Raw genomic sequence first — 25,032 nt, forward strand, 5'->3', positions numbered from 1 at the left:
ACTTCTTTCCAGCCGCCGCGAAGTCCGCGGCGCCTTCAATGTGGAGGCTGCATTGACACTCTCGACCCCCCAGAAGCTCGTCGGCATCACAGCTGCCGCGGGCCTTCTCGTCGCCCTCGCCGGTTGCGGAGCCGCACCCGATGAGGCTGGCGGATCCGCCGCACCCGAGGCGGGCTCGGACTTCACCCCCTGCCTGGTCTCCGACGAGGGCGGCTGGAACGACCGTTCGTTCAACCAGTCGGCGAAGGAGGGCATGGACCGCGCGGCGAAGGAGCTCGGCGTCGAATCGATCGAGGTCGAGTCCACCACCGAGAACGACTACGCGCCGAACCTCGAGACGCTCGTCTCGGAGGGCTGCGACCTGATCGTCGCCGTCGGCTACAAGCTCGCCCCGGCCACCGTCGCGTCGGCCACCGCGAACCCCGACATCGACTACGCCATCATCGACGACTACGCCGACACCGATTTCGACGGCAAGACCGACGCCCCCAACATCAAGCCGCTGGTGTTCAACACCGCGGAGGCCGCCTACCTCGGTGGCTACGCGGCGGCCTCGTGGTCGGCTGAGGCCGGCGTGAACAAGGTCGGCACCTTCGGTGGCGACAAGTTCAACTCGGTCACCGTCTTCATGGACGGCTTCCAGCTCGGTGTCGAGAAGTACAACGAGGACAAGGGCGCGAACGTCGGCGTCGTCGGCTGGGACATCACCGCTCAGGACGGCAACTTCACCGGTGGCTTCACCGCCAACGACACCGCGAAGCAGGTCGCTCAGGGCATCCTCGACCAGGGTGTCGACGTGATCCTGCCCGTCGGCGGCCCGATCTACCAGAGCGCCGCGCAGGCCATCCGCGAGGGCAACCGCGACGTCGTCATGCTCGGCGTCGACAGCGACCTCGCCGTCTCGGACGACACGGTCGCCGACCTGACGCTCGTGTCGATCCAGAAGGCGATCGACGTCTCCGTCTACGACGCCACCGTCGCGGCGCAGGGCGGCGACTTCACGACCGACCCGTACGTCGGCACGCTGAAGAACGAGGGTGTCAAGCTGTCGAGCTTCCACGACTTCGAGTCGCGTCTGCCGGCCGGTCTCGCCGACGAGCTGACCGCCCTGCAGGAGGCGATCGTCGCCGGTGACATCACCGTGGACTCGCCGAACTCTCCGTGAGCTCATGAGTCGTCGGGGCCGGGGGACGGAAGTTCCCCGGCCCCGACCGCTGTCCACCCACCATCCGTCGCATAGATTGGCCGACATGAAGCTCGAACTCCGGGGCATCACCAAGCGCTTCGGCACCCTGGTCGCCAACGACCACATCGACCTCGTCGTCAGGCCGGGCGAGATCCACGCTCTCCTCGGGGAGAACGGCGCCGGCAAGTCGACGCTCATGAACGTCCTCTACGGCCTCTATCAGGCCGATGAGGGCCACATCCTCCTCGACGACGTCGTCCAGGACTTCCGCGGACCCGGCGACGCCATGAGCGCGGGCATCGGCATGGTGCACCAGCACTTCATGCTCGTCCCGGTCTTCACCGTCGCCGAGAACGTCATGCTCGGTCACGAGAACACCAAGGGCCTCGGCGTCCTCGACCTCGCCGCGGCCCGCGCACACGTGCGTGCCGTGGCCGACCGCTTCGGCTTTCAGATCGACCCCGACGCCGTCGTCGGAGATCTGCCCGTCGGCGTGCAGCAGCGCGTCGAGATCATCAAGGCGCTCTCGCGCGAGGCCAAGGTGCTCGTCTTCGACGAGCCCACCGCGGTGCTCACGCCGCAGGAGACCGACGAGCTCATGGCGATCATGCGCCAGCTGCGCGACGAGGGCACCTCGATCGTCTTCATCACCCACAAGCTGCGCGAGGTCCGCGAGGTCGCGGACCGCATCACCGTCATCCGGCTGGGCAAGGTCGTCGGCGAGGCATCGCCGACGGCGAGCAACGCCGAACTGGCGGCGCTCATGGTCGGCCGCCCCGTCGAGATGGTCGTCGCCAAGGGGGCCCCGAACGTGGGGGAGGGCGGCCTCGTGCTCGACGGCATCCGCGTCGTCACGCCCTCGGGGATCGTCGTCGTCGACGACGTCGACCTGCAGGTGCAGTCGGGCGAGGTCGTCGCGATCGCGGGCGTCCAGGGCAACGGCCAGACCGAGATCGTCGAAGCGATCCTCGGGCTGCTGCCGATCGACCACGGCTCGATCCGCCTCGACGGCGACGAGCTGGGCGGGCGCAGCGTGCGCGCGATCCTCGACCGCGGTGTCGGCTTCGTGCCCGAGGATCGCAAGGAGGACGGTCTCGTCGGGGCGTTCTCCGTGCAGGAGAACCTCATCCTCGACCGCTCCGACGACCGCGCCTTCACTCGTGCGGGCACGATCGACCGCCGCGCCCTCGAGGCGTTCGCGCGTGAGCGCATCGCCGAGTACGACATCCGCACGCAGGGCCCCGACACGGCGGTCGGCACCCTGTCGGGCGGCAACCAGCAGAAGGTCGTCATCGCACGCGAGATGGCCCGCCCGCTGCGTCTGCTCGTCGCGGCGCAGCCCACGCGCGGCGTCGACGTGGGCAGCATCGAATTCATCCACAAGCGCATCATCGAGGCCCGTGACTCCGGCGTCGCCGTCCTCGTCGTCTCGACCGAGCTCGACGAGGTGGTCGCCCTGGCCGACCGCATCGCGGTGATGTACCGCGGTCGCATCGTCGGCGTCGTCCCGGCGACGACGCCGCGCGACGTGCTCGGCCTGATGATGGCCGGCGAGGTCCCCGAGGAGTCAGCAGCATGACCACCCCCACCCCCGGTCCCGGCCCCGACCTCCCCGTCGAGCCCGCGGACTCGCAACTGCCCCCCGTCGGCGGACCCCTGACCGGCAAGCCCGAGGTGGCCCCGCCGCCGACGACGAACCGCATCATCAGCGAGGTGATGCGCAGCAGCGGCGTCATCACCGTGCTCGCCATCGTGCTCGCGCTCATCGTCGGCGGCATCATGATGGCCGTCACGGACGAGCGCGTGGCCGCGGCATCCGGCTACTTCTTCGCCCGCCCGGGCGACACGCTGGTCGCGATCTGGCAGTCGGTGTCGGGCGGATACGACGCCCTGTTCCGCGGCGCCGTGTTCAACACGCGCGTCGACGGCTTCGCGACGCAGATCCGTCCGCTCACGAACACGCTCGGCTTCGCAGCGCCGCTGATCGCGGCGGGTCTCGGTGTCGCGCTGGCCTTCCGAGCCGGTCTGTTCAACATCGGCGGCCGCGGCCAGATCCTCATCGGCGCTGCGTTCGCGGCCCTCGTGACGTTCAACCTCGACCTGCCGATGTTCATCCACCTGCCGCTGACCCTGATCGCCGGCATCGTGGGCGGGGCCCTGTGGGGCGGGCTCGTGGGACTGCTGAAGGCGCGCACCGGCGCGCACGAGGTGATCCTCACGATCATGCTCAACTACATCGCCTACTACCTCGTCAGCTGGATGGTGCGCACCCCCTCGCTGCTGCAGCAGACCGGCACGACGCAGTCGATCTCGCTGCGTACCCCGGACTCCGCGCAGTTCCCCGAGCTGCTCGGCCCGCAGTATCCGCTGCTGGACTGGGGCTTCATCGTCGTCATCATCGCGACGATCGTCGTGTGGTGGGTCATCGAGCGCTCCAGCCTCGGGCTGCGCCTGCGCGCCGTGGGCGAGAACCCGCACGCGGCACGCGCCGCGGGCATCTCGGTCGAGCGCATGTACATCTACGCGATGCTCTTCGCCGGCGGGCTCGCGGGCCTCGCGGCCATGAACCAGGTGCAGGGCCAGGTCACCACCGGCTTCACCGGCTCGATCGACGCGGGCATCGGATTCGACGCGATCACGGTCGCCCTGCTCGGGCGTTCGCGTCCGTGGGGCGTCTTCGCCGCCGGCATCCTGCTCGGCGCGCTCAAGGCGGGCAGCTTCACGATGCAGGGCTCCGAGGGCATCCCCGTCGAGATCGTGCTCGTGGTGCAGGCGCTCATCGTCCTGTTCATCGCAGCCCCGCCGCTCGTCCGGACGATCTTCTTCCTTCCCAAGACCGAAGCTGAGAAGCGCGCGTCGGGCCGCACGAAGAACTCGTCGCGCCGCGCCGCTGTGAAGGCGGGTGCCTGATGGCAACGACCGATCTGACCTCCGCCGCCGCGGCCCCCGCCGCGGTGAAGGTCCGCCACCTCAAGCCGGCCATCGCCCTCGGCGTCGCCACCGTGCTGCTGGCACTGCTGTTCGCCCTGGTCCCGCGCGGCGGCACGAGCACGTTCCGTCTCGCCGACGGCGGGTCGACGATCCCGATCCCGGACGTCGCCCTCCCGACGGGGCCGACCAGCTGGGCGCTGCTCGCCCTGATGGCCGTCATCACGGGCGTCGCGGCGTGGGACGCCCTCGCCTATCGCCGCCCTCGCACCTGGCTGATCGCGGTGGCCGGTTTCGTGGGGGTGTTCGCCTTCCTCGTCTGGGCCGCGGCCGAGGGGCTCGTGCCCGTCATCGGTCTGCTGTTCGGTGCGGTGTCGCTGTCTGTCCCGCTCATCTTCGGCGCCCTCGGCGGCGTCATCGGTGAACGGGTCGGTGTCGTGAACGTCGCCATCGAGGGCCAGTTCCTGCTCGGCGCCTTCGGCGCGGTGCTCGTCGGCAGCATCACCGGCAACCCGTTCATCGGACTGATCGCCGCCATGGTCGGCGGCGTCCTGGTGAGCCTCGTCCTCGCGGTCTTCTCGATCCGTTACCTCGTCGATCAGGTCATCGTCGGCGTCGTGCTGAACGTGCTGGTGACCGGCCTCACCGGCTTCCTCTTCGGAGCGCTCCTCGCGCCGAACGAGGCGACGCTCAACCGCGCGACGACCTTCCAGCGCCTGCCGATCCCGCTGCTCAGCGACATCCCCGTCATCGGACCCGTGCTGTTCAACCAGACGTTCATCGTCTACCTGATGTACGTCACGGTCGGTCTCGTCGCGTGGGGTCTGTACCGCACCCGCTGGGGTCTGCGTCTGCGCGCCGTCGGCGAGCACCCGCAGGCGGCGGACACCGTCGGCATCAAGGTGAACCCGACCCGGTTCTGGAACGTCAGCCTCGCCGGTGCGATCGCCGGCGCCGGTGGTGCGTACTTCACGCTGGTGTCGGTGCCGACCTTCACCAAGGAGATGACCGCGGGCCTGGGCTTCATCGCCCTCGCCGCCGTGATCTTCGGACGCTGGGACCCGATCCGCGCCACCCTCGCGGCGCTGCTGTTCGGGTTCGCGACGAACCTGCAGAACCTTCTGACGGTGCTGCGGACGCCGATCCCCAGCGAGTTCATGCTCATGCTGCCCTACCTCGTGACGATCCTCGCGGTCGCCGGGTTCGCGGGGCACATCCGTGGGCCGGCCGCCGCCGGCAAGCCGTACATCAAGGGGTGACACCGCTGTGACAGACATCGATTGGGACGAGCTGCGCGCCGTCGCGACGGAAGCCATGACGCGCGCCTACGCGCCGTACTCGCGCTACCGGGTGGGCGCGGCAGCGCTCGTCAGCGACGGACGCATCGTCTCGGGATGCAACGTCGAGAACGCGTCGTACGGCGTCGGGCTGTGCGCCGAGTGCGCCCTCGTCGGCGACCTGCACATGTCGGGCGGCGGACAGCTCGTCGCCTTCGTGTGCGTCAACAACGACGGGCAGACGATCATGCCGTGCGGTCGGTGCCGCCAGCTGCTGAACGAGTTCGCCCTGCCCGGAATGCTGCTCGAGACCGTCTCGGGCATCCGCACGATCGACGAGGTGCTGCCCGATGCGTTCGGGCCCCGCGACCTCGAGGAGGCCGCCCGATGAGCGCCGAGTCCACCGCATCCGCTGTCGAGGCGTTCGACGCCGTCGACGTCATCCGCACCAAGCGTGACGGGGGTGCCGTCCCTGAGGACGCGCTCCGCTGGATGATCGACGCGTACACGCGCGAGTACGTCGCCGACTCGCAGATGGCGGCTTTCGCGATGGCGGTGCTGCTCAATGGGATGCAGCGCGACGAGATCCGCGTCATGACCGACGCGATGATCGCTTCGGGCGAGCGCATGAGCTTCGCCGGTCTCGGCAAGCGCACGGTCGACAAGCACTCCACCGGCGGTGTCGGCGACAAGATCACTCTGCCGCTCGCGCCGCTCGTCGCCGCGTTCGGCGTCGCCGTGCCGCAGCTGTCGGGACGCGGCCTCGGCCATACCGGCGGCACGCTCGACAAGCTCGAGTCCATCCCCGGCTGGCGTGCCGCGCTGTCGAACGACGAGATGTTCGCGCAGCTTCGCGACGTCGGCGCCGTGATCTGCGCCGCGGGATCGGGCCTCGCGCCCGCCGACAAGCGGCTGTACGCGCTCCGCGACGTCACCGGCACGGTCGAGGCGATCCCGCTGATCGCCTCGAGCATCATGTCGAAGAAGATCGCCGAGGGCACCGAGTCGCTCGTGCTCGATGTGAAGTTCGGCTCCGGCGCCTTCATGAAGGACGTCGACAAGGCTCGCGAGCTCGCCCGCACGATGGTCGCGCTCGGCGCAGACTCGGGGGTCGCGACGACCGCGCTCCTCACCGACATGAACGCCCCGCTCGGTCTCGCGATCGGAAACGCGAACGAGGTCCGCGAATCGGTGGAGGTGCTCGCCGGCGGCGGCCCCGCCGACGTCGTCGAACTGACCGTCGCGCTCGCGCGCGAGATGCTCGCGCTCGCGGGTCAGCCCGACGCCGACGTGGAGGCCGCCCTCGCCGACGGCCGGGCCATGGACGTCTGGCGCCGCATGATCCAGGCACAGGGCGGCGACCCGGATGCCGCACTCCCGACGCCCCGCGAGACGCACACGATCACCGCGCCGACGGCCGGCGTCGTCTCTCGCCTTGAGGCGCTGCCCTTCGGCATCGCCGCCTGGCGTCTCGGTGCCGGCCGTGCGCGTGCCCAGGACCCCGTCATCCACGCCGCGGGCATCGACCTGCACGTCAAGCCGGGCGACGAGGTGGCAGCCGGTCAGCCGCTTTTCACCCTGCTGGCCGATGATGGTGCGCGGTTCGACCGCGCTCTCGACGCGCTGCACGGCGCGTGGGAGATCGACGACGACGCCCCGCCTGCGGGGCCGCTCGTCCTCGAGCGCATCACAGCCTGAGCCCGCCGGCACACCCCGTCCGTCCACCCGCCCGTTTCTTCCGGAGGAGCCCGTCATGCCGATCGAACAGCACGCCGACGTCAAACTGCAGGGCGTTTCCGTCCGGTCGCTGCCGAAGGTGTCGCTGCACGACCACCTCGACGGCGGTGTCCGCCCCGCGACCATCGTCGAACTGGCGGACGAACTCGGGCTCGACGTTCCCGAGACCGACGCCGACGACCTCGCCGACTGGTTCGAGGAGCAGAGCGACTCGGGTTCGCTCGTCGACTACATCAAGACCTTCGAGGTCACGCTCGGGGTCATGCAGACCGGCGAGGGACTGCGCCGCATCGCGCGCGAGTTCGTCACCGACCTCGCCGCCGACGGCGTGGTCTACGGCGAGGTGCGGTGGGCGCCCGAACAGCACCTGCGCGGCGGACTGTCGCTCCAGGAGGCCGTCGACGCCGTGCAGGAGGGCATCGAGGAGGGCGAGGATGCCGCCGAGGCGAAGGGTCACGACATCCGCGTCGGTCAGATCCTCTCAGCGATGCGTCAGGCCGACCGCTCGCTCGAGATCGCGCGTCTGGCGGTCGACAACCGCGGTCGCGGAGTCGTCGGCTTCGACATCGCGGGACCCGAGGACGGCTTCCTCCCCGCACAGCACCGCGAGGCGTTCGACTACCTCGCCTCGGAGTTCTTCCCGGTGACGGTGCACGCGGGCGAGGCTGCGGGACTCGACTCGATCCGATCGGCGCTCATCGACGGCCGGGCGCTGCGCCTCGGTCACGGCGTGCGCATCGCGTCGGACCTCAACGTCGTCTCGCGTGAGGGCGAAGAGGTGCTCGTCCAGTTCGGCGACCTCGCCCGGTGGGTGCGCGACCGCGAGATCCCGCTCGAGCTGTCGCCCTCGTCCAACCTGCAGACCGGAGCCATCGCCGGATGGGGCACGCAGTGGGAGGACCACCCCTTCGACCTGCTGTACCAGCTGGGCTTCTCGGTCACCGTGAACGTCGACAACCGCACGCAGAGCCGCACCTCGCTCACGCGAGAACTCGCGACTCTGGCGCAGACCTTCGACTACGACCTCGACGACCTCCAGGCCTTCCAGCTGAACGCCGCCGCCGGTGCTTTCCTCTCGGTCGAGGAGCGCGAGGAGCTGATCGAGGTCATCGCCGAGGGCTTCGGAGCCTGACCCCGAACTGGGACCCAACTCCTCAGATCTGTGCCGATTGCGCGGAGTTTGCGCGTTCCACCGAGGCCCTGAAGCTGGATCTGAGGAGTTAGCGCGCCGGACGGTTCGACACCACAGCTCGGAGCTGGTGCGCCAGCCGGTCGCGGTGGTGGAAGATGTCCTCGGCGAGCGGACGAATGGTCATGTACCCCTGGGTCGCGGCTGCGAGATCTCGTCGCTTGTCGCGCTTCTGGGCATCCCAGCCCGAGTGGTGGGCCTCGCTGTCGCATTCGATGATCAGCCACCCCTCGACGAGGAAGTCGACGCGGCCTACCCCGGGGATGACGACCTGGCTCTCGAAGCGGCACCCGATCGACCGGAGAATGAGGCGGAGGAGCGACTCGGAACCAGATTCTGCTGAGGGGTCGAGCAGTGGACGGAGGCGTCGGTAGCGGCGCGGCAATCTCTGAAAGACATCCTCGATGTCCTCCGCGTCGATCATGCGCTGGTGCCAGGCGTTGTCGAGAGTGGCGACCGCTGCGCGCGGATCTTGGCAGCGGCAGGCCTGCGCAAGGGCCGACACGAGATCGGCGGCAACCGAAGTCGGCGGGTCGTCATCGATTCGCCAGTGCCGGATGACGCCGTCGGGCGCCGCCGGAAGCCTGCTGGACCCGACGCGGGCGTTCACATGCAAAGAGTGTCGATCCAGGACGAACACGCCGACAGCTTTCAGCAGCGACACGCAGTCGAGACGGCAGCCCAGACGCGCCGCCGCCAGGAGATCGTGATGAGTCGAGGCGGGAAGGTAACGGCCGCGGCGGACACGGACCAGCGTTCCCTCCGCGAGCGCGCGGTCGATCTCTGAACGGCGGAGACCGAGGTCTGTCGCGCTCTTCCAATCCGTCGGCAGCACTCCGGCAGTATGCGAACTCCGTGCCTCCTGCGGGGGGCGTAGTGCGCTGCTGTGGACAGCAGGCCCCGGAATCAGCTCGGGGGAGGATCCGCTGCCCCGGCATCAACTCCTCAGTTTTTCAACCTCCGCAGGACCCGCTGCAGTCTCGGGCGTCTTCGGCGCCCACATCTGAGGAGTTATGCCGCCCGGGCCACCGGGTCAGCGGGGGAGAGAGGCCACGAGGTCCGACAGAGCCGCAGTAACCTCGGCGCGCATGTCGGGATCGGAGATGGTGGGGGTGCCGTCGCCGGCCTGCGGGCCGTAATCGCCGAAGGATGCGTGGCTGGCGCCGTCGATCTCGACGAAGGTCGTATCCGCGGGGAGGAGGTGGCGGTTGTCGTCGACCTTCTGAGGGGTCGTCAGGCCGTCCTCCGAGCCGGACAGGCTGAGCACCGGCAGCCCCGACGCCGACAGATCGGTCGCGCAGTACGACGCGAACAGGACGAGCCCGTCGGCATCCGCGGCCAGCTGACAGGCCCGTACGCCACCGAGCGAATGCCCACCGACCAGCCAGGCGTCCACACCGGGGACGAGGTCGGTGAACGACGAGAGCGAGCGAGGGTCGAAGAAGGCGAGGTTCAGCCACGGCCGGGTGATCACCACGCTGACGTCCTCGTCGGCGACGACATCGGCCAGGATCGCGGCGTATGCCTCGGCCTGCACCTTCGCACCCGGCACGAAGACGAGTCCGACCTCTGCCGGTCCCGCAGCCGGTTCGAGCACGAGACTGCCGCCTGCCTCCGACATGACGATGCGCTCGTCGGCGCGGACGGCGTCGAGCGGCCCGGCCTCGGCGTCCATGACTCCGACCTGGCTCCAGACCAGCATGCCGATCACCGCGGCCACGACGATCCCGACGACCGACAGAACGACGACGAGGACGATCCGACGCCGTCGCGAGCGACGATGCGGGCGAGCGGGCTCGTCACCCGTCGCCCGCACCGCTGCCGCGTCGCTCATCGAGCGTCGGAGCCGATCGCCGCCTGACGTTCGGAGACGGCGCGCTCGACCCGCGGGTACAGCGGGTGCGAGGGCTCGAGTCCGGTAACGGATGCCGTGAAGGATGCCGCGTCCTCGGCACGCAGGCGCTGCTGCAGCTCGACGGACTGCGGGTCCTCCGGGTCGTCGAACGCGAGGGCGGCACCGATCGCCGCGACCAGCGCATCGACCGACAGGCCGGCCTCGGCTGCTTCCGCGGCCGGGCCGACGAAGCGCTCGTGCCGGGAGAGCTTGCGCAGTGGCTGACGCCCCACACGTCCGACGGTGTCGGGCAGCTCGGGGTTGGCGAAGCGCCGCAGGATCGTGGCGCGGTAGTCCGCGAGCTCGCCGGCGTCGAGACCGTGCTTGTGGACGAGGAGCGCCGAGGTCTCTTCGAGCGCGGCCGAGACGCTCGCGGCGATCTCCGGCACGGCGAGGGCTTCGGCCACGGTCGGGGTGCCGGCCTGCGCGCCGAAGTACGCGGTCGTGGCATGACCGGTGTTGACCGTGAAGAGCTTGCGCTCGATGTACGGCTCGAGGTCCTCGACGAAGTGCGCGCCGGGGATGTTCGGCAGTTCGCCGCCGAACGGGCCGGACTCGATCGCCCACTCGTAGAACGGCTCGACCGTGACGTCGACTCCGGCGCCGGCGGGCTGCGCGGGCACGATGCGGTCGACGGCGGTGTTGGCGAAGATCGCTCGGCCCGAGAGGGTCTCCCACGCGTCACCGGCCTGGGCGCGGATCTCGTCGCGCAGCAGGTCGGTGGCGCCGATCGCGTTCTCGCAGGCCATCACGGCCAGCGGTGCCGCGGCCGGGTCGCGCAGAGCGAGGCCGGCGAGGATGTGGGGCGCGATGAACTTCAGAACGGTGGGACCCACCGCGGTCGTGACGACGTCCGCGTTCGCGACGGCATCCGCGACGGCCTGCGGGTCCTCCGCGCTGTTGAGTGCGCGGAAACCGGTGACGGTGCGGTCGACACCGCCCTCGCCGACCTCGTGGACGGTGTACTCGGAGGCAGCGTTGATGGCGTCGACAAGGGGAGCGGCGACGTCGGAGAAGACGAGCTCGTAGCCGCCTTCGTTCAGGAGGAGGCCGACGAAGCCGCGGCCGATGTTGCCGGCTCCGAAGTGGACCGCGGTGCTCACTGGTTCACCGAAGCGAGCAGGGCGTAGAGCTCGTCGGGGGTCTGCGCGGCCTTCAGGCGAGCGACGTCGTCCTCCTCGGAGAAGAGGAGGGCGATCTGAGACAGGATGTCGAGGTGCTCGTCGCCCTTGCCGGCGATGCCGACGACGAACGACACCGGCTCCCCGCCCCAGTCGACACCGCCGTCGTAGCGGACGAACGACAGCGCCGAGTCGAGGATCGCGTCCTTGGTCTCGTTGGTGCCGTGGGGGATGGCGAGCTCGTTGCCCATGTACGTCGACACGGTCTGCTCGCGCTGCTGCATGGCGTCGAAGTACGCGGAGGTCACGGCACCTGCGGACTCGAGCAGGTCAGCGGCCTCCTTCATCGCCTCTTCGCGGGTGGCGCTTCCGGAGTGGATGCGGATCTGACCGATGTTCAGGACCTCACGTGCCATGTCTGTCTCCTTCGAATGATGTTGCTGGGGGATGACGCGGGGCCGGGGCGGATGGACCGCCCCGGCCCCGGGTCTGGGTTTCGAGCCTACGCGTCGGCGTCGTGCTGCTTGCGGACCATCTCCACGACCTCGTCGTACTTCGGCGAGTTCATGAAGTTGTCCACCGACACGTGAACCGCGTCGGGGTTCTGCGCCTTGGCGCGGTCGGTCAGCTGCTGCTGCGTGATGACCAGGTCGGCGGTGCCGTCGAGGTTCGCGATCGCCTTGTTGACGACCGTGACGTCCTCGATGCCGGCCTTCTTGAACTTGTTGCGCAGGACGCTCGCGCCCATCGCGGACGAGCCCATGCCGGCGTCGCAGGCGAACACGACCGACTGGATTGGCTTCGTCGCCGTCGCGGTGGCGGCGCCGGTCTCGGCTGCTGCACCGGTGGCGGCGGCAGCACCCGATGCGCGCAGACCCGACAGGGCCTCCGAGCTCTTGCCCTTGTTGGCCTCGGTGCGTGCGATCGCGTCCTCGAAGGTGCCCTCACCAGCCTGCTCGCGAGCGAGGTCGCGCTTGCGGCTCGCCAGCAGGATCGCCGCCGAGACCGCGAACGTCACACCGGCCGAGATGATCACCGAGAGGATGACGCCGAGGTGGCTGCCCGGGGCGGTCTGGATGAGCACCGCGAAGATGGATCCCGGCGAGGCCGCGGCGACCAGGCCGGAGTTGAAGATGGCGTTCGTGGCAACACCACTGGCGCCGCCGGCGATGAGCGCGACGATCAGGAGGGGCTTCGCCAGCACGTACGGGAAGTACACCTCGTGGATGCCGCCGAAGAACTGGATGATGAACGCACCCGGTGCGGTACCGCGCGCGATGCCGACCCCGAAGACGGAGATCGCGAGCAGGAGGCCGGCACCCGGGCCGGGGTTCGCCTCGACGAGGAAGAGCAGGCTCTTCCCGGTCTCGAGCGACTCCTGGGTTCCGAGCGGGGTGAACACGCCGTGGTTGATGGCGTTGTTGAGGAACAGAACCTTCGCGGGCTCGACGATGATGCTCGCCAGCGGGATCAGGCCGCGGTCGACGAGGAAGCCGACGGCGCCACCGAGCACGTCGGTGACGAACTTCATCACCGGGGCGAGCCAGAAGAAGGCTGCGAGCGCGGCGAAGAATGCGACGAAGCCGGCGCTGAAGTTGTCGACGAGCATCTCGAATCCGGCGCGGACCTTGCCCGCCCACAGCTTCTCGATCCACTTGAGTGCCAGGGCGGTCAGGGGACCGGCGACCATTGCGCCGAGGAACATGATGGTCCCCGAGGCGCCCACGATGACGCCCATCGCAGCGACGGCGCCGACGACACCGCCGCGGACACCGAAGACCATGCGGCCACCGGTGTAGGCGATCAGGGTGGGCAGCAGGTAGGTGATGATGGGACCGACCAGGCCGGTCCACTCGGTGCCGTCAGGGGTGACCCCGCCGCCGAGCATGCGGGAGTCGGCCCACTGCCAGGCCTCGATCGGCCCGTCCTGTCCGACCCATCCCGTGTCGATGAACAGAGCGGTGATCAGACCCCATGCGATGAAGGCCGCGATGTTGGGCATGACCATTCCCGAGAGGAAGGTTCCGAAGCGCTGGACGCGGACCCGGACCCCACCTCCCGCGGGTGGTGTTGACGTCGTTGTCATTTCTGGTTCTCCTTCTGGTGCAGTGTGTGGTGCGGGTGCTGGTGCTGATCAGATGCCGGCGGCGGTCTGGGCGGCGGCACGTGCCGAGGCCGCGTCGGTCGCGGTCAGGGCGGCCTCGGCGATGCGGCGGGCGTCGTCGAGGGTGTGGTTGAGCAGGGTGGCGCGAACGTCGGCGAGCGCGGTGGGCGCCATCGACAGGCTCGTGGCGCCGAGGCCCACGAGCACGACGGCCAGCAGCGGGTCAGCTGCGGCCTCGCCGCAGATGCCCACGGGCTTGCCGTTGGCCTGGCCCGCCTTGCCGGTCTCATGGATGAGACGCAGCACAGCCGGGTGCCAGGGGTCCTGGAACGACGACACCGAACCGAGCAGGCGGTCGGCGGCGAGCGTGTACTGGGTGAGGTCGTTGGTGCCGATCGAGGCGAAGTCGGCGACCTTGAGGACGTGGTCAGCGAGCAGCGCCGACGACGGCACCTCGACCATGACACCCGCGGTCTTGATGCCGTACTCGCGGGCGATGCCGACGAAGTACTCGGTCTCCTCGACGGTCGAGACCATCGGCGCCATGACCCACAGGTCGGCCTCGGTCGCGGCATCCGCCTCGGCGAGCGCGGTGAGCTGTTCGCGCAGGATGTCCTCGCTGGCGCGCAGGGCGCGGAGACCGCGGAGGCCGAGCGCCGGGTTCTCCTCGTGCGCGTCGTTGAGGAACGCGAGCGGCTTGTCGGCGCCGGCATCCAGCGCGCGGACGACGACCTTCTGGCCCGGGAACGCCTGCAGCAGCTTCGTGTAGGCCTCGCGCTGCTGGGCGACGGTGGGCGCCTGCGACGAACTGAGGAAGAGGAACTCGGTGCGGAAGAGGCCGACGCCCTCGGCGCCCAGCTCGACGGCCTGTGCCGCGCCCTCGGGCTTGCCGAGGTTCGCCAGCAGCGGGATGGCGGTGCCGTCGGCGAGCGCGCCGGGGGTGATCGGGGCGGATGCCGCCGACTTGCGCTCGTCGGCACGGTTCTGCGCCTGTGCGAGCTCGTCCTCGCTCGGGTCGGTCGTGACGACGCCCTTCGCGGCGTCGACGATGACCGTCTCGCCCTCGGAGAGGCTGGCGGCGTCCGTGACGCCGACGACGGCGACGATCGACTTCTCGCGGGCGAGGATCGCGGTGTGCGAGGTGGGCCCGCCCTCGGAGGTCACCAGCGCCAGGACCATGTCGAGGTCGAGCAGCGCGGTGTCGGCGGGGGCGAGGTCCTTGGCGACCAGCACGAAGGGGTGGCCCGGCTCGGGGACACCCGGTGCGGGGACGCCGCGGAGGTGAGCGATGACGCGCTGCGCGACGTCGTCGAGGTCGGCGGCGCGCTCGCCGAGATAGCCGCCCATCGCGGACAGCTGGTCGCGGAACGAGGCGAAGGCGTCGTACACGGCGAACTCGCCGGTCTTGCCGGCCTGCAGGCGGGTCGAGACCTCGGCCTCGAGGCTCGGGTCCTCGGCCATCATGGCCTGCGCTTCGAGCACGTCGCGGGCGGCGCCGCCCGCCTGTGCGCCACGCTGTTCGAGCTCGCGCGCGACAGCGGCGACGGCATCCTTCACGCGCGCCGTCTCCTCGTCGAGCGACAGCTCCGACTTCTCGTCCTTCGGCGCGGGAAGCGGCTCCGCCATCCGTGCGATCGGTCCCTGCGCGACTCCCAGGCCGATGCCCACTCCGCGAAGCTCACTCATTGCTCGATCTCCTTCGTATCGTCCGTGTTCGTATCGATGGTCGTTCGTGGTCACTCGTCGTGATCGGTGGCGAGCAGGTCGGCGAGTTCGTCCAGGACGCTCTCGGCGCTGTCGCCGTCGGCCGTGAGGGTGACGTAATCGCCGTACTCGACGCCGAGCGCGATGACTCCGAGGATGCTCGCGGCGTTCACGGGAGAGCCCGAGCCCTTCGCGATCGTGACGTTGGCACCCGACTGCTTGACCGCCTGGGCGAACAGCTTCGCGGGACGGGCGTGGAGCCCGTTGGACGATCCGATGCGGACGGTACGCGATGCCTCGCTCATGAGGGGGTCCTCTCCGTTGAAGGGATGTCGGTGCTGGAACGTGTCGTGGTGGTGGCCGGAGCGGTGATCAGCGCGAGCGTCCGGCTCCCGTCGAGATCTCGGAAGATGTCGGCGGGCATCAGGATGACGCGCGTTCCGCGGGCAGCCGCGGCCTCGGTGATCCGGTCCAGCTTCGGGATGAGCTGGGGGCCGACGAGGACGATGTCCGCCGCGTCGAGATCGATCGGCAGTGACTGCTCGGTTCCGGCGGTGGCGGTGATGTCCAGGCCACGCGTCTGCGCCGCATGGCGCACCCGCTGTGCGACGAAAGTACTCGACGCGCCCGCGCCGCATACGACCAGGATCCTCATCGACCCGCCTCCTCCTCTCCCCATTGTTGTGAGACCCCTGAGAGGCGACAAGGTCTTCCTGCTTCCGCAGGGGCGGAAGGTCGGCCGGGCCATGATGGAATGGGAGCGTGACCAGGAGCCGGCAGGACCGCGTCCTCGCGATTCTCGCGCGCGACGGCGACTGGGTGACCGCAGCCGCGCTCGCGGATGCGATCGGGGTCACTCCGCGCTCGATCCGCAGCTACGTCACGGCCCTGAACGCCCGGGTGCCGGATGGCGTCGTGGTCGAGTCCGGACCGCAGGGCTACCGCGCGGGGCCGGAGAGCGCCGCGGCGGTGCATGTGGGCGACGCCGGCACTCCGCGCGACCGGCTGCACCGTCTGGTGCGCGCGCTGCTCGATTCCCCGGACGGAATCGACGTCTTCGAGACGGCCGAGGCCTTCTTCGTCAGCCCCGCCACGATCGATGCCGATCTCAGCCGGGTGCGCGGGCTGCTCGGCGGCACCGAGCTCAGCCTGGAACGCACGTCGTCGCGGGCACGGCTGCGCGGCACCGAGATGGCCCAGCGACGGCTGCTCAGCAGGCTCGCCCACGAGGAGACCGATGACGGCTCCTTCGACCTCGACAGCCTCCGTCGCACTCTCGGCGAACGGTCCGTCGGGGCGGTCGCCTTCGGCCCCTTCAAGGACGACCTGGTCACCGAGCTGACCGAGCTCGGCTACTTCGTCAACGAGTTCGGCATCGGGGATGTCGTCATGCACATCGCCATCGCCGCCGACCGGATCACGCGGGGTCGGGCTCTCGAAGTGGCGGAGGCCGACGACGCCGCGTTCCGCGCGGAGGTCGGCGACATCCTCGACCGCCTCACGCGCCGGCACCTCGGCGTCGTGCTGGGGTCGGGCGACCGTCAGCATCTCGCCGCCCTCGTGCTCACGCGCGTCGTGGCGCCCGGTGCGACCGAGCCGGCGGCGCTCATCCGCGAGCGCATCGACCCGGACGTCGCGACCGCCGTCCGGGACGTCGTGCGGCGGGCGGCCGCGGAGTTCCTCGTCGACATCGACCAGGAGGACTTCGTGCTGCGCCTGTCGCTGCACGTGCAGAACCTCAAGCACCGGGCACGCGAGCAGGCGTGGTCGCGCAACCCGCTCACACGATCGCTGAAGACGACGTATCCGATGATCTTCGAGGTCGCCGTGTACATCGCCGACGCGCTGCGGGGTCTGCTCGGCATCCCGCTCCTCGACGACGAGATCGCCTACATCGCGATGCACGTCGGCGGGCGCCTCGAACGCAGCCGGCTCTCGGCGCAGGCGCTGACGGCGACGATCGTGTGCCCCGGGTACTACGAGCTGCACGAGCTGTTGCGCTCGAGCGTCGACCGTTCGCTGGGACAGGCACTCGACGTGGTGGGCGTCGAGACGCGCGTCGACCCGGACTGGGCCTCCATCGACACCGACCTCATCCTGTCGACCATCGCGCCTCCGGTCATGAGCGACCGGATCGTCCACATCCAGCCCTTCCTCACCGACGCCGACATCGATCGGGTGCAGACCGCCGCCGCGCGGCTCCGCCGGGCCCGGCGCCTGACGCGCTTGCGCGCCGAGCTGGAGCGCTACTTCGACCCGTCCGCGTTCATCCGCGGGCTCGACGGCGACGGGGGAGAAGAGGCCGCGATCCGCCGGCTGGGCTCACTGCTGGTCGATCAAGGCGTCATCGACGACGACTACATCGAGCGCACGATCGAGCGCGAGCGGCTCTCGTCCACAGCCTTCACCGACGCGCTCGCCGTCCCGCACGCCATCGGGATGACCGCGACGCGTACGGCCATCTCGCTCGGGATCGCCGACCCTTCGATCGCATGGGGTGACGGCCGGGTGCAGGTCGTCGCGATGGTCGCCTTCTCGGAGTCGGACCGCGCCGCGTTCCAGACGGTCTTCGAGCAGCTGGTCGAGGTGTTCAGCGAGCGCGAGAGCGTGCAGCGCATCGTGCGACGGGGGACCACCTTCAGCGCCTTCCTCGACGAGCTCGTCGCGGTCGTCGACGGCTGATCGCTCGCGCTCAGCGGGCGAGTCGTGCTTCGAGCCCCAGCTTCACCGCAGGCCACTCGTGCGGGAGCACGGAGTACACGACCGTGTCGCGGAGCGTCCCCTGCGGGCCCAGCCGGTGGTTGCGGAGCACACCGTCCTGCTTCGCGCCGAGACGCTCGATCGCCGCGCGCGACTGGCGGTTGTGCCACGACGTGCGGAACTCCACCGCGATGGCGTCGCAGCTCTCGAACGCGTGGCCGAGCAGCAGACGCTTCGCGGCCGTGTTGACCGCCGTCCGCTGCGCCGACGGCGACAGCCAGGTGTGCCCGATCTCGACGCGGCGGTTGGGCTGGTCGATGTTGCAGAACGTCGTCATCCCCACCGCGACATCGTCGCGCAGCACGGCGAAAGGGTTCATGTGGCCCTCGTCGCGCCAGGCGAGACGCTGCGCGATGTCAGCGGGAACGGACGCGGGAACCGAGGTGTACCAGGCGTACTCGAGGCCGGCCGTGGCTCGCGCGAGGTCGTCGGCGTGGTCGAGGTCGAGCGGGACGAGTCTCACGTGGTCGTCAGCGAGCTCCACAGGTTGCGTCAGCAGCACTCCCGAAGCCTAGCGGCGCGGATACGCGATACAGACGTCGGACGGGTGGTGCTGGTGGGGTGTGCGGGGTCGCTCGAGGCGACATCAGCCCCGCGCGTCCGACGAATGTATCGCCAGAAGCGCGGGACCGTGCAGGCCGGAGGGCGGGGATCAGCCGATGGCCGCGAGCAGCTCGCGCACGCCGGCCTCGAGCGCGGCGAGCCGGGATGCCGCGTCGGCGGCCGAGTCTCCGCGAACATCGAGGTACAGCTTGAGCTTCGGCTCGGTGCCGCTCGGGCGCACGAGGATACGGGCGTCGCCCTCGAGCCAGAGGCGCAGGATGTCGCCGAGCGGCGGACCCGATACCGGAGCGGCGAGATCCTCGAACGACACGACTGCCGCGTCGCCGATGCGGGTCGGCGGTGCCGCGCGGAGCGCTGCGGTGATGCGTCCGATGACCGCGAGATCGTCGACCCGGACCGATACCTGCCCGCTCGCGAAGCTGCCGAACTCGGCGTCGAACTCGGCGAGCAGGTCACCCAGCGTCCGACCCTGTTCGCGCGCCTCGGCGGCGAGGCCGAGGATCGCGATGGCGGCGGAGATGCCGTCCTTGTCCTTCACGGTCTCGGGGTTCACCAGATAGCCGAGTGCCTCTTCGAAGCCGAAGACGAGTCCGGGGGCGCGCGAGATCCACTTGAAGCCGGTGAGGGTGGCGTGGAAGGCGAGGCCGTGGCGCTCGGCGACGACCTGGAGCGCCGGCGAGGATACGAGCGAGCAGGCCAGCGACGCGCCCTCGGCGACGCCGCCCTCCGCGGCTCGACGTGCCGCGCGCCAGCCGAGCAGCAGGCCGATCTGGTTGCCGGTCAGTCGCCGCCAGCCGCCCTCGACGGCGGTATCCGGAATGGCGACGGCGAGGCGATCGGCGTCGGGGTCGTTCGCGAGGATGAACTCCGCGTCGTTCGCGCGGGCGGTCTCGAGTGCCAGATCCATCGCGCCCGGTTCCTCGGGATTCGGGAACGCGACGGTCGGGAATCGGCCGTCCGGCTCGGCCTGCTCGGCGACCGGGACGGGGTGCGGGTAGCCCGCAGCGTCGAGGATGCGCAGCATGGTCTCGGTTCCGACACCGTGCATGGCGGTGTAGACCCAACGCATCCCGTTCGCGCCCGCGGGCGCCGGGGCGACGGTCGCCGTCGCGGCGACGTACGCCTCGACGACGGTGTCGTCGGCGGTCTCGTACTGCTCGGAGCGGGGGAGGACCGAGATGTCGCCGGCGTCCGCCACCCGCTGGATGTGCGCGGCGATCTCGCCGTCGGCGGGCGGGACGATCTGCGAGCCGTCGTCGGCCCCGCCGAGGTACACCTTGTAGCCGTTGTCGTCGGGCGGGTTGTGGCTCGCCGTGACCATCACACCGGCGTCGGCGCCCAGGTGCCGCACCGCGAACGCGAGAACCGGCGTCGGGAGCAGCCGCGGCAGCAGGATGGCGCGCAGCCCCGCCCCCGCGAAGATCTCGGCCGAGTCTCGCGCGAACCGCGCTGAGCCCCGGCGGCCGTCGTAGCCGATGACGACGACGGGGGGAGCATCCGGTCCGGCCTTCTCGAGCAGATACGCCGCGAGCCCCGCGGCTGCTTGCGTGACGAGCACGCGGTTCATGCGGTTGCTGCCGGCGCCGAGGCGGCCGCGGAGTCCCGCGGTGCCGAAGGCCAGGCGCGTGCTGAAGCGGTCGACGAGGTCGGCCGCGGCCGCTTCGTCGCCTGACTCGGCTGCGGCGATGACTGCGGCCAGCTCATCGCGGGTGTCGGAGTCGGGGTCCTGGGCCATCCAGGCGCGCGCAGCGTCCCAGGGAACCGCCGGCGTCGTCGCGTCGACATTCACGCCCGTGACCGGCTCGTCCGCGCCGGTCACAGCGCCTCGATCACGCGGGCGAGGAGCGCCGAGATCACCGGCTCGGCCTCGCGCCCGGCCTCGATCACCTCGGCGTGGCTGAGCGGGGTCTCCTGGATGCCGGCGGCGAGGTTCGTGATGAGCGAGAACCCGAGGATCTCCATGCCGGCCTCGCGGGCCGCGATGGCCTCGAGCGCCGTCGACATGCCCACGATGTCGCCGCCGAGCGTGCGAGCCATGCGCACCTCGGCCGGCGTCTCGTAGTGCGGGCCGCGGAACTGCGTGTACACGCCCTCGTCGAGCGTGGGATCGATCGAGCGCGCGATGTCGCGCAGTCGCGAGGAGTACAGGTCGGTCAGGTCGACGAACGTCGCGCCCTCGAGGGGCGAGTCGGCGGTGAGGTTCAGGTGGTCGCTGATGAGCACCGGCTGGCCGGGCCGCCACGTCGGCTTGATGCCGCCCGCGCCGTTGGTCAGCACCATGATCTTCGCGCCGGTGGCGGCGGCGGTGCGCACGCTGTGCACGACCCGGCGAACGCCGTGCCCCTCGTAGTAGTGGGTGCGGGCGCCGATGACGAGGATGCGCTTGCCCTCGGGGGTCAGGATGCTGCGCAGCGTCCCGACGTGCCCCTCGAGTGCGGGTTTGCTGAAGCCGGTGACGTCGGTGGCGGGGATGGTCGCCGTGGTCTCGCCGATGAGCTCGGCTGCGCGACCCCAGCCGCTGCCGAGGGTGAGCGCGATGTCGTGGCGCTCGACGCCGCTGATACGGGCGATGTCGGCCGCAGCCTCGCGGGCCACATCGAGCGGGTCGACAGCGGGATCGTCGAGCGGGTGCGCGGAGGAGTCAGGCATCCCCCCACTCTAAGACTCGCGACCCTCCAGACGCAGGCGTGCGCGACCGACTCCGCGGCTGAGGAAGAATGGAGACCATGTCGCCTCTCAGCTTCGAGCGCACCCAAAGCGTCGCCGTCCTCGGCGGCGGCCCCGGCGGATACGAGGCGGCCCTGGCCGCCGCCCAGCAGGGTGCGGAGGTGACGCTGGTCGAACGCGCCGGCGTGGGCGGCTCGGCCGTCATCACCGACGTCGTCCCCTCGAAGTCGCTGATCGCCACGGCTGATGCGGCCGTCGCCATCAGCGAGGCATCCGATTTGGGCGTGCAGCTGTTCGCGCGGTCCGACTCCGGCACTCCGCTCAAGCCGGAGGTCGCCATCAATCTCGCGGCCGTCAACCGCCGGCTGCTCTCTCTCGCTCGCCAGCAGTCCGACGACATGCGCGCGCAGCTCGTCGAAGCGGGCGTGCGCATCATCTCCGGCCACGGGCGCCTCGACGGCACGCACGCCCTGATCGCGGCGACAGGCCCCGGTGGCACCGACTTCGACCGCGTGGAAGCCGACACCCTCGTCGTCTCCGTGGGGGCGTCGCCGCGCGAACTGCCCAGTGCGAAGCCCGACGGGGAGCGCATCCTCACCTGGACGCAGCTCTACGACATGAAGTCGCTGCCCGAGCACCTCATCGTCGTGGGATCCGGTGTGACGGGAGCGGAGTTCGCCTCGGCCTACATGAACCTCGGGGCGAAGGTGACGCTGATCTCCAGCCGCGACCAGGTGCTCCCGGGCGAGGACGTCGACGCGGCCGCCGTCATCGAGAAGGTGTTCAAGCGCGGCGGGATGACGGTGCTGTCGAAGTCTCGCGCCGAGAAGGTCGAGCGCACCGAGAACGGCGTCGTGGCGACCCTCTCGGACGGGCGCACGGTCGAGGGGAGCCACTGCCTCATGGCGGTCGGCTCGATCCCCAACACCGCCGGCATCGGTCTCGAAGAGGCGGGCGTCCAGCTGACGGATTCGGGCCACATCCAGGTCAACCGCGTCGCGCGCACATCCGTGCCGAACATCTACGCCGCGGGTGACTGCACCACGTTCGTGCCGCTCGCCTCGGTCGCCGCCATGCAGGGGCGCCAGGCCGTGTTCCACGCGCTCGGCGACACCGTCATCCCGCTCGAGCGTCGCCGCATCACCGCGAACATCTTCACCGCGCCCGAGATCGCGACGGTGGGCCAGCAGCAGAAGGACATCGAGTCGGGCCTGGTCAACGGGTACGTGCACAAGCTCCCGCTCGCCGCGAACCCGCGCGCCAAGATGATGGGCGTCAAGGACGGCTTCGTGAAGATCATCGCGCGCGAGGGCTCGGGAACCGTCATCGGCGGTGTCATCGTGGCGCCCCGCGCCTCGGAGCTCATCTACCCGATCGCGATCGCCGTCGAGCGCCGTCTCACGGTCGACCAGGTCTCGCGGGTCTTCGCGGTGTACCCCTCGCTCACGGGCAGCATCACGGATGCCGCTCGCGCGATGCACCTCGTCCAGCGCGACGAGGATCCGCTCTCCTGAGCCGAGCCGAGCCCACGAGCGTCGGAGAATCGCGCGAAAGTCGGAGTGATCCTGGCGATCGCTCCGATGTACGCGCCTCTCTCCGACGCTCACGCGCGGTCATGCGGCGCCGTGTCACCTCACATCGGCGTAGTAGCGCGTCTCCGGCTCGGCGCGGACGGCAATCCTGACGGCTGTGGTGCGGGTGGCATCAACGAGCTCGAGAGCGTGCGGCTTCTCGTCGCAGTCGATGCTCGTCTCCACGCCACGCGAGCCGGACGTCGTCGAAGCCTCGACGAACACCGTCGCGGTGTGACCGCCGAAGCACCGCACCTCGACCACACTCGCCGGCGCCGGCTCGGCGAGCGTCAGGATGACCCCTGCGCTCCGGTCGCCGGAGTTCTCCAACGGCATCGTATGGCCGCTCGTCGTGCCGATGCCGACATCCGCGCCGGCTTGTTCGGCCGCGACCGCGGCGAGCCACCCGTCGGCCGCCGCGAGGTCGACCGTGTCGGAAGCGCAGGCGCTCAGCCCGAGAGCGAGCACCAGCAGGCAGACGATGGGAAGAACACGTGCAGGGCGGCGCATGCCCGCACCCTAGGGGTCAGGAGATGGTGAGCAGGGGGTGACCTGCGCCCACGGTGGTGCCCGGCGTCGCGTCGATGGAGCCGACGACGCCGTCCTTGTGGGCCTGGATGGGCTGCTCCATCTTCATCGCCTCGAGCACCACGACGAGGTCGCCCTTGACGACCTGCTGGCCGGCTTCGACCGCGACCTTGACGATCGTCGCCTGCATCGGTGACTTCACGGCGTCGCCGGATGCCGCGGCGCTGGCGTTGGCCGCGTGCGAGCGCCGCGAGGGCGGCACCTGGGCGGGGCGGCCCACCGCGACCGGCGGGGAGGCGACCCGGTCGGGGAGGCTCACTTCGAGGCGCTTGCCGGCGACCTCCACGACGACCGTGTGGCGGCCGCTGGGCTCGGCGGGAGCCTCGAGCTCGCCGTCCCACGCCGGGATGTCGTTGACGAACTCGGTCTCGATCCACCGCGTGAACACGCCGAATGTGCCGTTCTCCGCCGTGAAGGCGGGCTCGCGCACCACGCGGCGGTGGAACGGCAGGACGGTGGGCATACCGGCGACCTCGAACTCGTCGAGCGCGCGGCGAGAGCGCTCGAGTGCCTCCTCACGGGTGCGACCCGTAACGATGATCTTTCCGAGCATCGAGTCGAACGCGCCGGAGACCGAGTCGCCGGCCGTGACACCGGAATCGAGACGGATGCCGGGACCGCCGAACGTCTTGAAGACGTGGATGCGGCCGGGCTGCGGGAGGAAGTTGCGTCCCGGGTCTTCGCCGTTGATGCGGAACTCGATCGAGTGTCCGACCGGCGCAGGATCGTCGTAGTCCAGCGTGCCGCCCTCGGCGATGCGGAACTGCTCGCGGACGAGGTCGATCCCGGTCACCTCTTCGGACACGGGGTGCTCGACCTGGAGGCGCGTGTTGACCTCGAGGAACGAGATCGTGCCGTCGGCGCCGATGAGGAACTCGCAGGTTCCCGCCCCGACATAGCCGACCTCGCGCAGGATGGCCTTCGAGGCGGAGTAGAGGATGTCGTTCTGCTCGTCCGTGAGGAAGGGCGCGGGCGCTTCTTCGACGAGCTTCTGGTGGCGTCGTTGCAGCGAGCAGTCGCGCGTGGAGACGACGACCACGTTGCCGGCTGCGTCGGCGAGGCACTGCGTCTCGACATGGCGCGGCTTGTCGAGGTACTTCTCGACGAAGCACTCGCCTCGGCCGAACGCGGCGATCGCCTCACGAGTGGCCGACTCGAACAGCTCGGCCACCTCGTCGAGCTCGCGCGCGACCTTCAGACCACGCCCGCCGCCGCCGTAGGCGGCTTTGATGGCGATCGGCAGGCCGTACTCGTTCGCGAAGGCGATGACCTCGTCGGCACCGTCGACGGGCCCGGGGGTGCCGGGCGCGAGCGGAGCGCCGACCTTCTCGGCGACGTGCCGCGCGGTGACCTTGTCGCCGAGAGCCTCGATGGCCTCGGGGGAGGGGCCGATCCAGGTGAGTCCCGCGCCGATGACGGCGCGGGCGAACTCGGCGTTCTCCGCGAGGAAGCCGTAGCCGGGGTGCACGGCGTCGGCGCCGGAACGTCGCGCGACGGAGAGGATCTTCTCGATGGAGAGGTAGGTCTCGGCGCTCGTGGACCCCTCGAGGGCGTACGCCTCGTCGGCGAGGCGGGCGTGGAGCGCGTCGCGGTCCTGGTCGGCGTAGACGGCGACGGACGCCTTCCCGCTGTCACGGGCGGCGCGCACGATACGGACGGCGATCTCGCCGCGGTTCGCGATCAGGACCTTGGCGATCTCAGGCATGAATGCCAGCCTAGCGAGCACGCGGCCCCGACTTTTG

Annotated in this window: 22 protein-coding genes; 9 read left to right on the forward strand and 13 right to left on the reverse strand. The window is 70.2% G+C overall.

Annotated elements, in window-relative coordinates:
• Positions 1–52 precede the first annotated feature (52 nt).
• From ABIC53_RS00985 to ABIC53_RS01015, 7 genes are all read left to right on the forward strand, one after another.
• Positions 53–1,165: a BMP family lipoprotein gene (locus ABIC53_RS00985; protein ID WP_114588573.1), complete on the forward strand. Its 1,113-nt coding sequence runs from the start codon at positions 53–55 to the stop codon at positions 1,163–1,165.
• An 85-nt stretch (positions 1,166–1,250) separates the two neighbouring features.
• Positions 1,251–2,765: an ABC transporter ATP-binding protein gene (locus ABIC53_RS00990; RefSeq protein ID WP_112617412.1), complete on the forward strand. Its 1,515-nt coding sequence runs from the start codon at positions 1,251–1,253 to the stop codon at positions 2,763–2,765.
• Positions 2,762–4,096, forward strand: a complete 1,335-nt coding sequence (locus ABIC53_RS00995) for an ABC transporter permease (RefSeq protein WP_274178918.1) — start codon at positions 2,762–2,764, stop codon at positions 4,094–4,096. The genes ABIC53_RS00990 and ABIC53_RS00995 overlap by 4 nt, the downstream gene beginning before the upstream one ends.
• Complete coding sequence (locus ABIC53_RS01000) at positions 4,096–5,373, forward strand: ABC transporter permease (RefSeq protein ID WP_282501397.1); 1,278 nt, start codon at positions 4,096–4,098, stop codon at positions 5,371–5,373. The genes ABIC53_RS00995 and ABIC53_RS01000 overlap by 1 nt, the downstream gene beginning before the upstream one ends.
• Positions 5,374–5,380: 7 nt before the next feature.
• A complete protein-coding gene (locus ABIC53_RS01005) occupies positions 5,381–5,782 on the forward strand; it encodes a cytidine deaminase (protein ID WP_023955526.1) in 402 nt (133 codons plus the stop codon).
• Positions 5,779–7,089, forward strand: coding sequence for a thymidine phosphorylase (locus ABIC53_RS01010; protein ID WP_114588570.1), 1,311 nt, complete (start codon positions 5,779–5,781; stop codon positions 7,087–7,089). Before ABIC53_RS01005 ends, ABIC53_RS01010 begins: the two co-directional genes overlap by 4 nt.
• 55 nt (positions 7,090–7,144) lie before the next feature.
• Positions 7,145–8,260 (forward strand): adenosine deaminase, encoded by a 1,116-nt coding sequence (locus ABIC53_RS01015; RefSeq protein WP_274178917.1) that lies wholly within the window; start codon positions 7,145–7,147, stop codon positions 8,258–8,260.
• 88 nt (positions 8,261–8,348) lie between these two features.
• Here ABIC53_RS01015 and ABIC53_RS01020 read toward each other — a convergent pair whose 3' ends face one another.
• The 8 genes from ABIC53_RS01020 to ABIC53_RS01055 form a co-directional block, all read right to left on the reverse strand.
• Positions 8,349–9,152 carry an endonuclease domain-containing protein gene (locus tag ABIC53_RS01020; RefSeq protein WP_274178916.1) on the reverse strand — a complete coding sequence of 268 codons (804 nt, stop codon included), beginning with the start codon at positions 9,150–9,152 and terminating at the stop codon, positions 8,349–8,351.
• Between the two features lie 198 nt (positions 9,153–9,350).
• Positions 9,351–10,151 (reverse strand): alpha/beta hydrolase, encoded by an 801-nt coding sequence (locus ABIC53_RS01025; RefSeq protein ID WP_274178915.1) that lies wholly within the window; start codon positions 10,149–10,151, stop codon positions 9,351–9,353.
• Entirely contained in the window at positions 10,148–11,314 is a 1,167-nt protein-coding gene (locus ABIC53_RS01030; RefSeq protein ID WP_282501396.1) for a mannitol-1-phosphate 5-dehydrogenase, read from the reverse strand. The genes ABIC53_RS01025 and ABIC53_RS01030 overlap by 4 nt, the downstream gene beginning before the upstream one ends.
• A complete protein-coding gene (locus ABIC53_RS01035) occupies positions 11,311–11,748 on the reverse strand; it encodes a PTS mannitol transporter subunit IIA (RefSeq protein WP_023955519.1) in 438 nt (145 codons plus the stop codon). Before ABIC53_RS01035 ends, ABIC53_RS01030 begins: the two co-directional genes overlap by 4 nt.
• 86 nt (positions 11,749–11,834) lie before the next feature.
• Complete coding sequence (locus ABIC53_RS01040; protein WP_112617403.1) at positions 11,835–13,418, reverse strand: PTS mannitol transporter subunit IIBC; 1,584 nt, start codon at positions 13,416–13,418, stop codon at positions 11,835–11,837.
• A 48-nt stretch (positions 13,419–13,466) separates the two neighbouring features.
• Positions 13,467–15,122 carry a phosphoenolpyruvate--protein phosphotransferase gene (gene ptsP / locus ABIC53_RS01045; RefSeq protein WP_112617402.1) on the reverse strand — a complete coding sequence of 552 codons (1,656 nt, stop codon included), beginning with the start codon at positions 15,120–15,122 and terminating at the stop codon, positions 13,467–13,469.
• A gap of 50 nt (positions 15,123–15,172) precedes the next feature.
• Positions 15,173–15,445 (reverse strand): HPr family phosphocarrier protein, encoded by a 273-nt coding sequence (locus ABIC53_RS01050; protein WP_023955516.1) that lies wholly within the window; start codon positions 15,443–15,445, stop codon positions 15,173–15,175.
• Positions 15,442–15,795, reverse strand: a complete 354-nt coding sequence (locus tag ABIC53_RS01055) for a PTS sugar transporter subunit IIB (RefSeq protein ID WP_112617401.1) — start codon at positions 15,793–15,795, stop codon at positions 15,442–15,444. Before ABIC53_RS01055 ends, ABIC53_RS01050 begins: the two co-directional genes overlap by 4 nt.
• 107 nt (positions 15,796–15,902) lie before the next feature.
• Between ABIC53_RS01055 and ABIC53_RS01060 the strand changes: the two genes are divergently transcribed.
• Positions 15,903–17,822: a BglG family transcription antiterminator gene (locus tag ABIC53_RS01060; protein WP_112617400.1), complete on the forward strand. Its 1,920-nt coding sequence runs from the start codon at positions 15,903–15,905 to the stop codon at positions 17,820–17,822.
• A gap of 10 nt (positions 17,823–17,832) precedes the next feature.
• Here ABIC53_RS01060 and ABIC53_RS01065 read toward each other — a convergent pair whose 3' ends face one another.
• From ABIC53_RS01065 to ABIC53_RS01075, 3 genes are all read right to left on the reverse strand, one after another.
• Complete coding sequence (locus ABIC53_RS01065; RefSeq protein ID WP_274178911.1) at positions 17,833–18,402, reverse strand: GNAT family N-acetyltransferase; 570 nt, start codon at positions 18,400–18,402, stop codon at positions 17,833–17,835.
• Positions 18,403–18,552: 150 nt separating this feature from the next.
• The gene (locus ABIC53_RS01070; RefSeq protein ID WP_274179038.1) at positions 18,553–20,199 is read right to left on the reverse strand and encodes a phospho-sugar mutase; all 1,647 of its coding nucleotides are present in this window, start codon (positions 20,197–20,199) and stop codon (positions 18,553–18,555) included.
• Positions 20,200–20,279: 80 nt separating this feature from the next.
• Positions 20,280–21,113 (reverse strand): purine-nucleoside phosphorylase, encoded by an 834-nt coding sequence (locus tag ABIC53_RS01075; protein WP_274178910.1) that lies wholly within the window; start codon positions 21,111–21,113, stop codon positions 20,280–20,282.
• Between the two features lie 68 nt (positions 21,114–21,181).
• Here ABIC53_RS01075 and ABIC53_RS01080 point away from each other — a divergent pair, with 68 nt between their 5' ends.
• Entirely contained in the window at positions 21,182–22,645 is a 1,464-nt protein-coding gene (locus ABIC53_RS01080) for an NAD(P)H-quinone dehydrogenase (protein ID WP_114588564.1), read from the forward strand.
• Between the two features lie 114 nt (positions 22,646–22,759).
• Here ABIC53_RS01080 and ABIC53_RS01085 read toward each other — a convergent pair whose 3' ends face one another.
• Both ABIC53_RS01085 and ABIC53_RS01090 read right to left on the reverse strand, forming a co-directional pair.
• On the reverse strand, positions 22,760–23,212 hold the full coding sequence (locus tag ABIC53_RS01085; RefSeq protein WP_354450022.1) for a hypothetical protein: 453 nt from the start codon (positions 23,210–23,212) through the stop codon (positions 22,760–22,762).
• 16 nt (positions 23,213–23,228) lie between these two features.
• Complete coding sequence (locus ABIC53_RS01090) at positions 23,229–24,995, reverse strand: acetyl/propionyl/methylcrotonyl-CoA carboxylase subunit alpha (RefSeq protein ID WP_112617395.1); 1,767 nt, start codon at positions 24,993–24,995, stop codon at positions 23,229–23,231.
• Between the last annotated feature and the right edge of the window lie 37 nt (positions 24,996–25,032).

The sequence above is a fragment of the Microbacterium sp. 1262 genome (assembly GCF_040544895.1).
Taxonomy (GTDB): Bacteria; Actinomycetota; Actinomycetes; order Actinomycetales; family Microbacteriaceae; genus Microbacterium; species Microbacterium plantarum.

Excerpts from the sequence above, each read along its gene's own strand:
- ABIC53_RS00990 (WP_112617412.1), top strand. The coding sequence starts at position 1,251 with ATGAAGCTCGAACTCCGGGGCATCACCAAGCGCTTCGGCACCCTGGTC.
- ABIC53_RS00995 (WP_274178918.1), top strand. The coding sequence starts at position 2,762 with ATGACCACCCCCACCCCCGGTCCCGGCCCCGACCTCCCCGTCGAGCCC.
- ABIC53_RS01000 (WP_282501397.1), top strand. The coding sequence starts at position 4,096 with ATGGCAACGACCGATCTGACCTCCGCCGCCGCGGCCCCCGCCGCGGTG.
- ABIC53_RS01010 (WP_114588570.1), top strand. The coding sequence starts at position 5,779 with ATGAGCGCCGAGTCCACCGCATCCGCTGTCGAGGCGTTCGACGCCGTC.
- ABIC53_RS01015 (WP_274178917.1), top strand. The coding sequence starts at position 7,145 with ATGCCGATCGAACAGCACGCCGACGTCAAACTGCAGGGCGTTTCCGTC.
- ABIC53_RS01025 (WP_274178915.1), bottom strand. The coding sequence starts at position 10,151 with ATGAGCGACGCGGCAGCGGTGCGGGCGACGGGTGACGAGCCCGCTCGC.
- ABIC53_RS01035 (WP_023955519.1), bottom strand. The coding sequence starts at position 11,748 with ATGGCACGTGAGGTCCTGAACATCGGTCAGATCCGCATCCACTCCGGA.
- ABIC53_RS01040 (WP_112617403.1), bottom strand. The coding sequence starts at position 13,418 with ATGACAACGACGTCAACACCACCCGCGGGAGGTGGGGTCCGGGTCCGC.
- ptsP (WP_112617402.1), bottom strand. The coding sequence starts at position 15,122 with ATGAGTGAGCTTCGCGGAGTGGGCATCGGCCTGGGAGTCGCGCAGGGA.
- ABIC53_RS01050 (WP_023955516.1), bottom strand. The coding sequence starts at position 15,445 with ATGAGCGAGGCATCGCGTACCGTCCGCATCGGATCGTCCAACGGGCTC.
- ABIC53_RS01055 (WP_112617401.1), bottom strand. The coding sequence starts at position 15,795 with ATGAGGATCCTGGTCGTATGCGGCGCGGGCGCGTCGAGTACTTTCGTC.
- ABIC53_RS01070 (WP_274179038.1), bottom strand. The coding sequence starts at position 20,199 with ATGGCCCAGGACCCCGACTCCGACACCCGCGATGAGCTGGCCGCAGTC.
- ABIC53_RS01075 (WP_274178910.1), bottom strand. The coding sequence starts at position 21,113 with ATGCCTGACTCCTCCGCGCACCCGCTCGACGATCCCGCTGTCGACCCG.
- ABIC53_RS01080 (WP_114588564.1), top strand. The coding sequence starts at position 21,182 with ATGGAGACCATGTCGCCTCTCAGCTTCGAGCGCACCCAAAGCGTCGCC.
- ABIC53_RS01085 (WP_354450022.1), bottom strand. The coding sequence starts at position 23,212 with ATGCGCCGCCCTGCACGTGTTCTTCCCATCGTCTGCCTGCTGGTGCTC.
- ABIC53_RS01090 (WP_112617395.1), bottom strand. The coding sequence starts at position 24,995 with ATGCCTGAGATCGCCAAGGTCCTGATCGCGAACCGCGGCGAGATCGCC.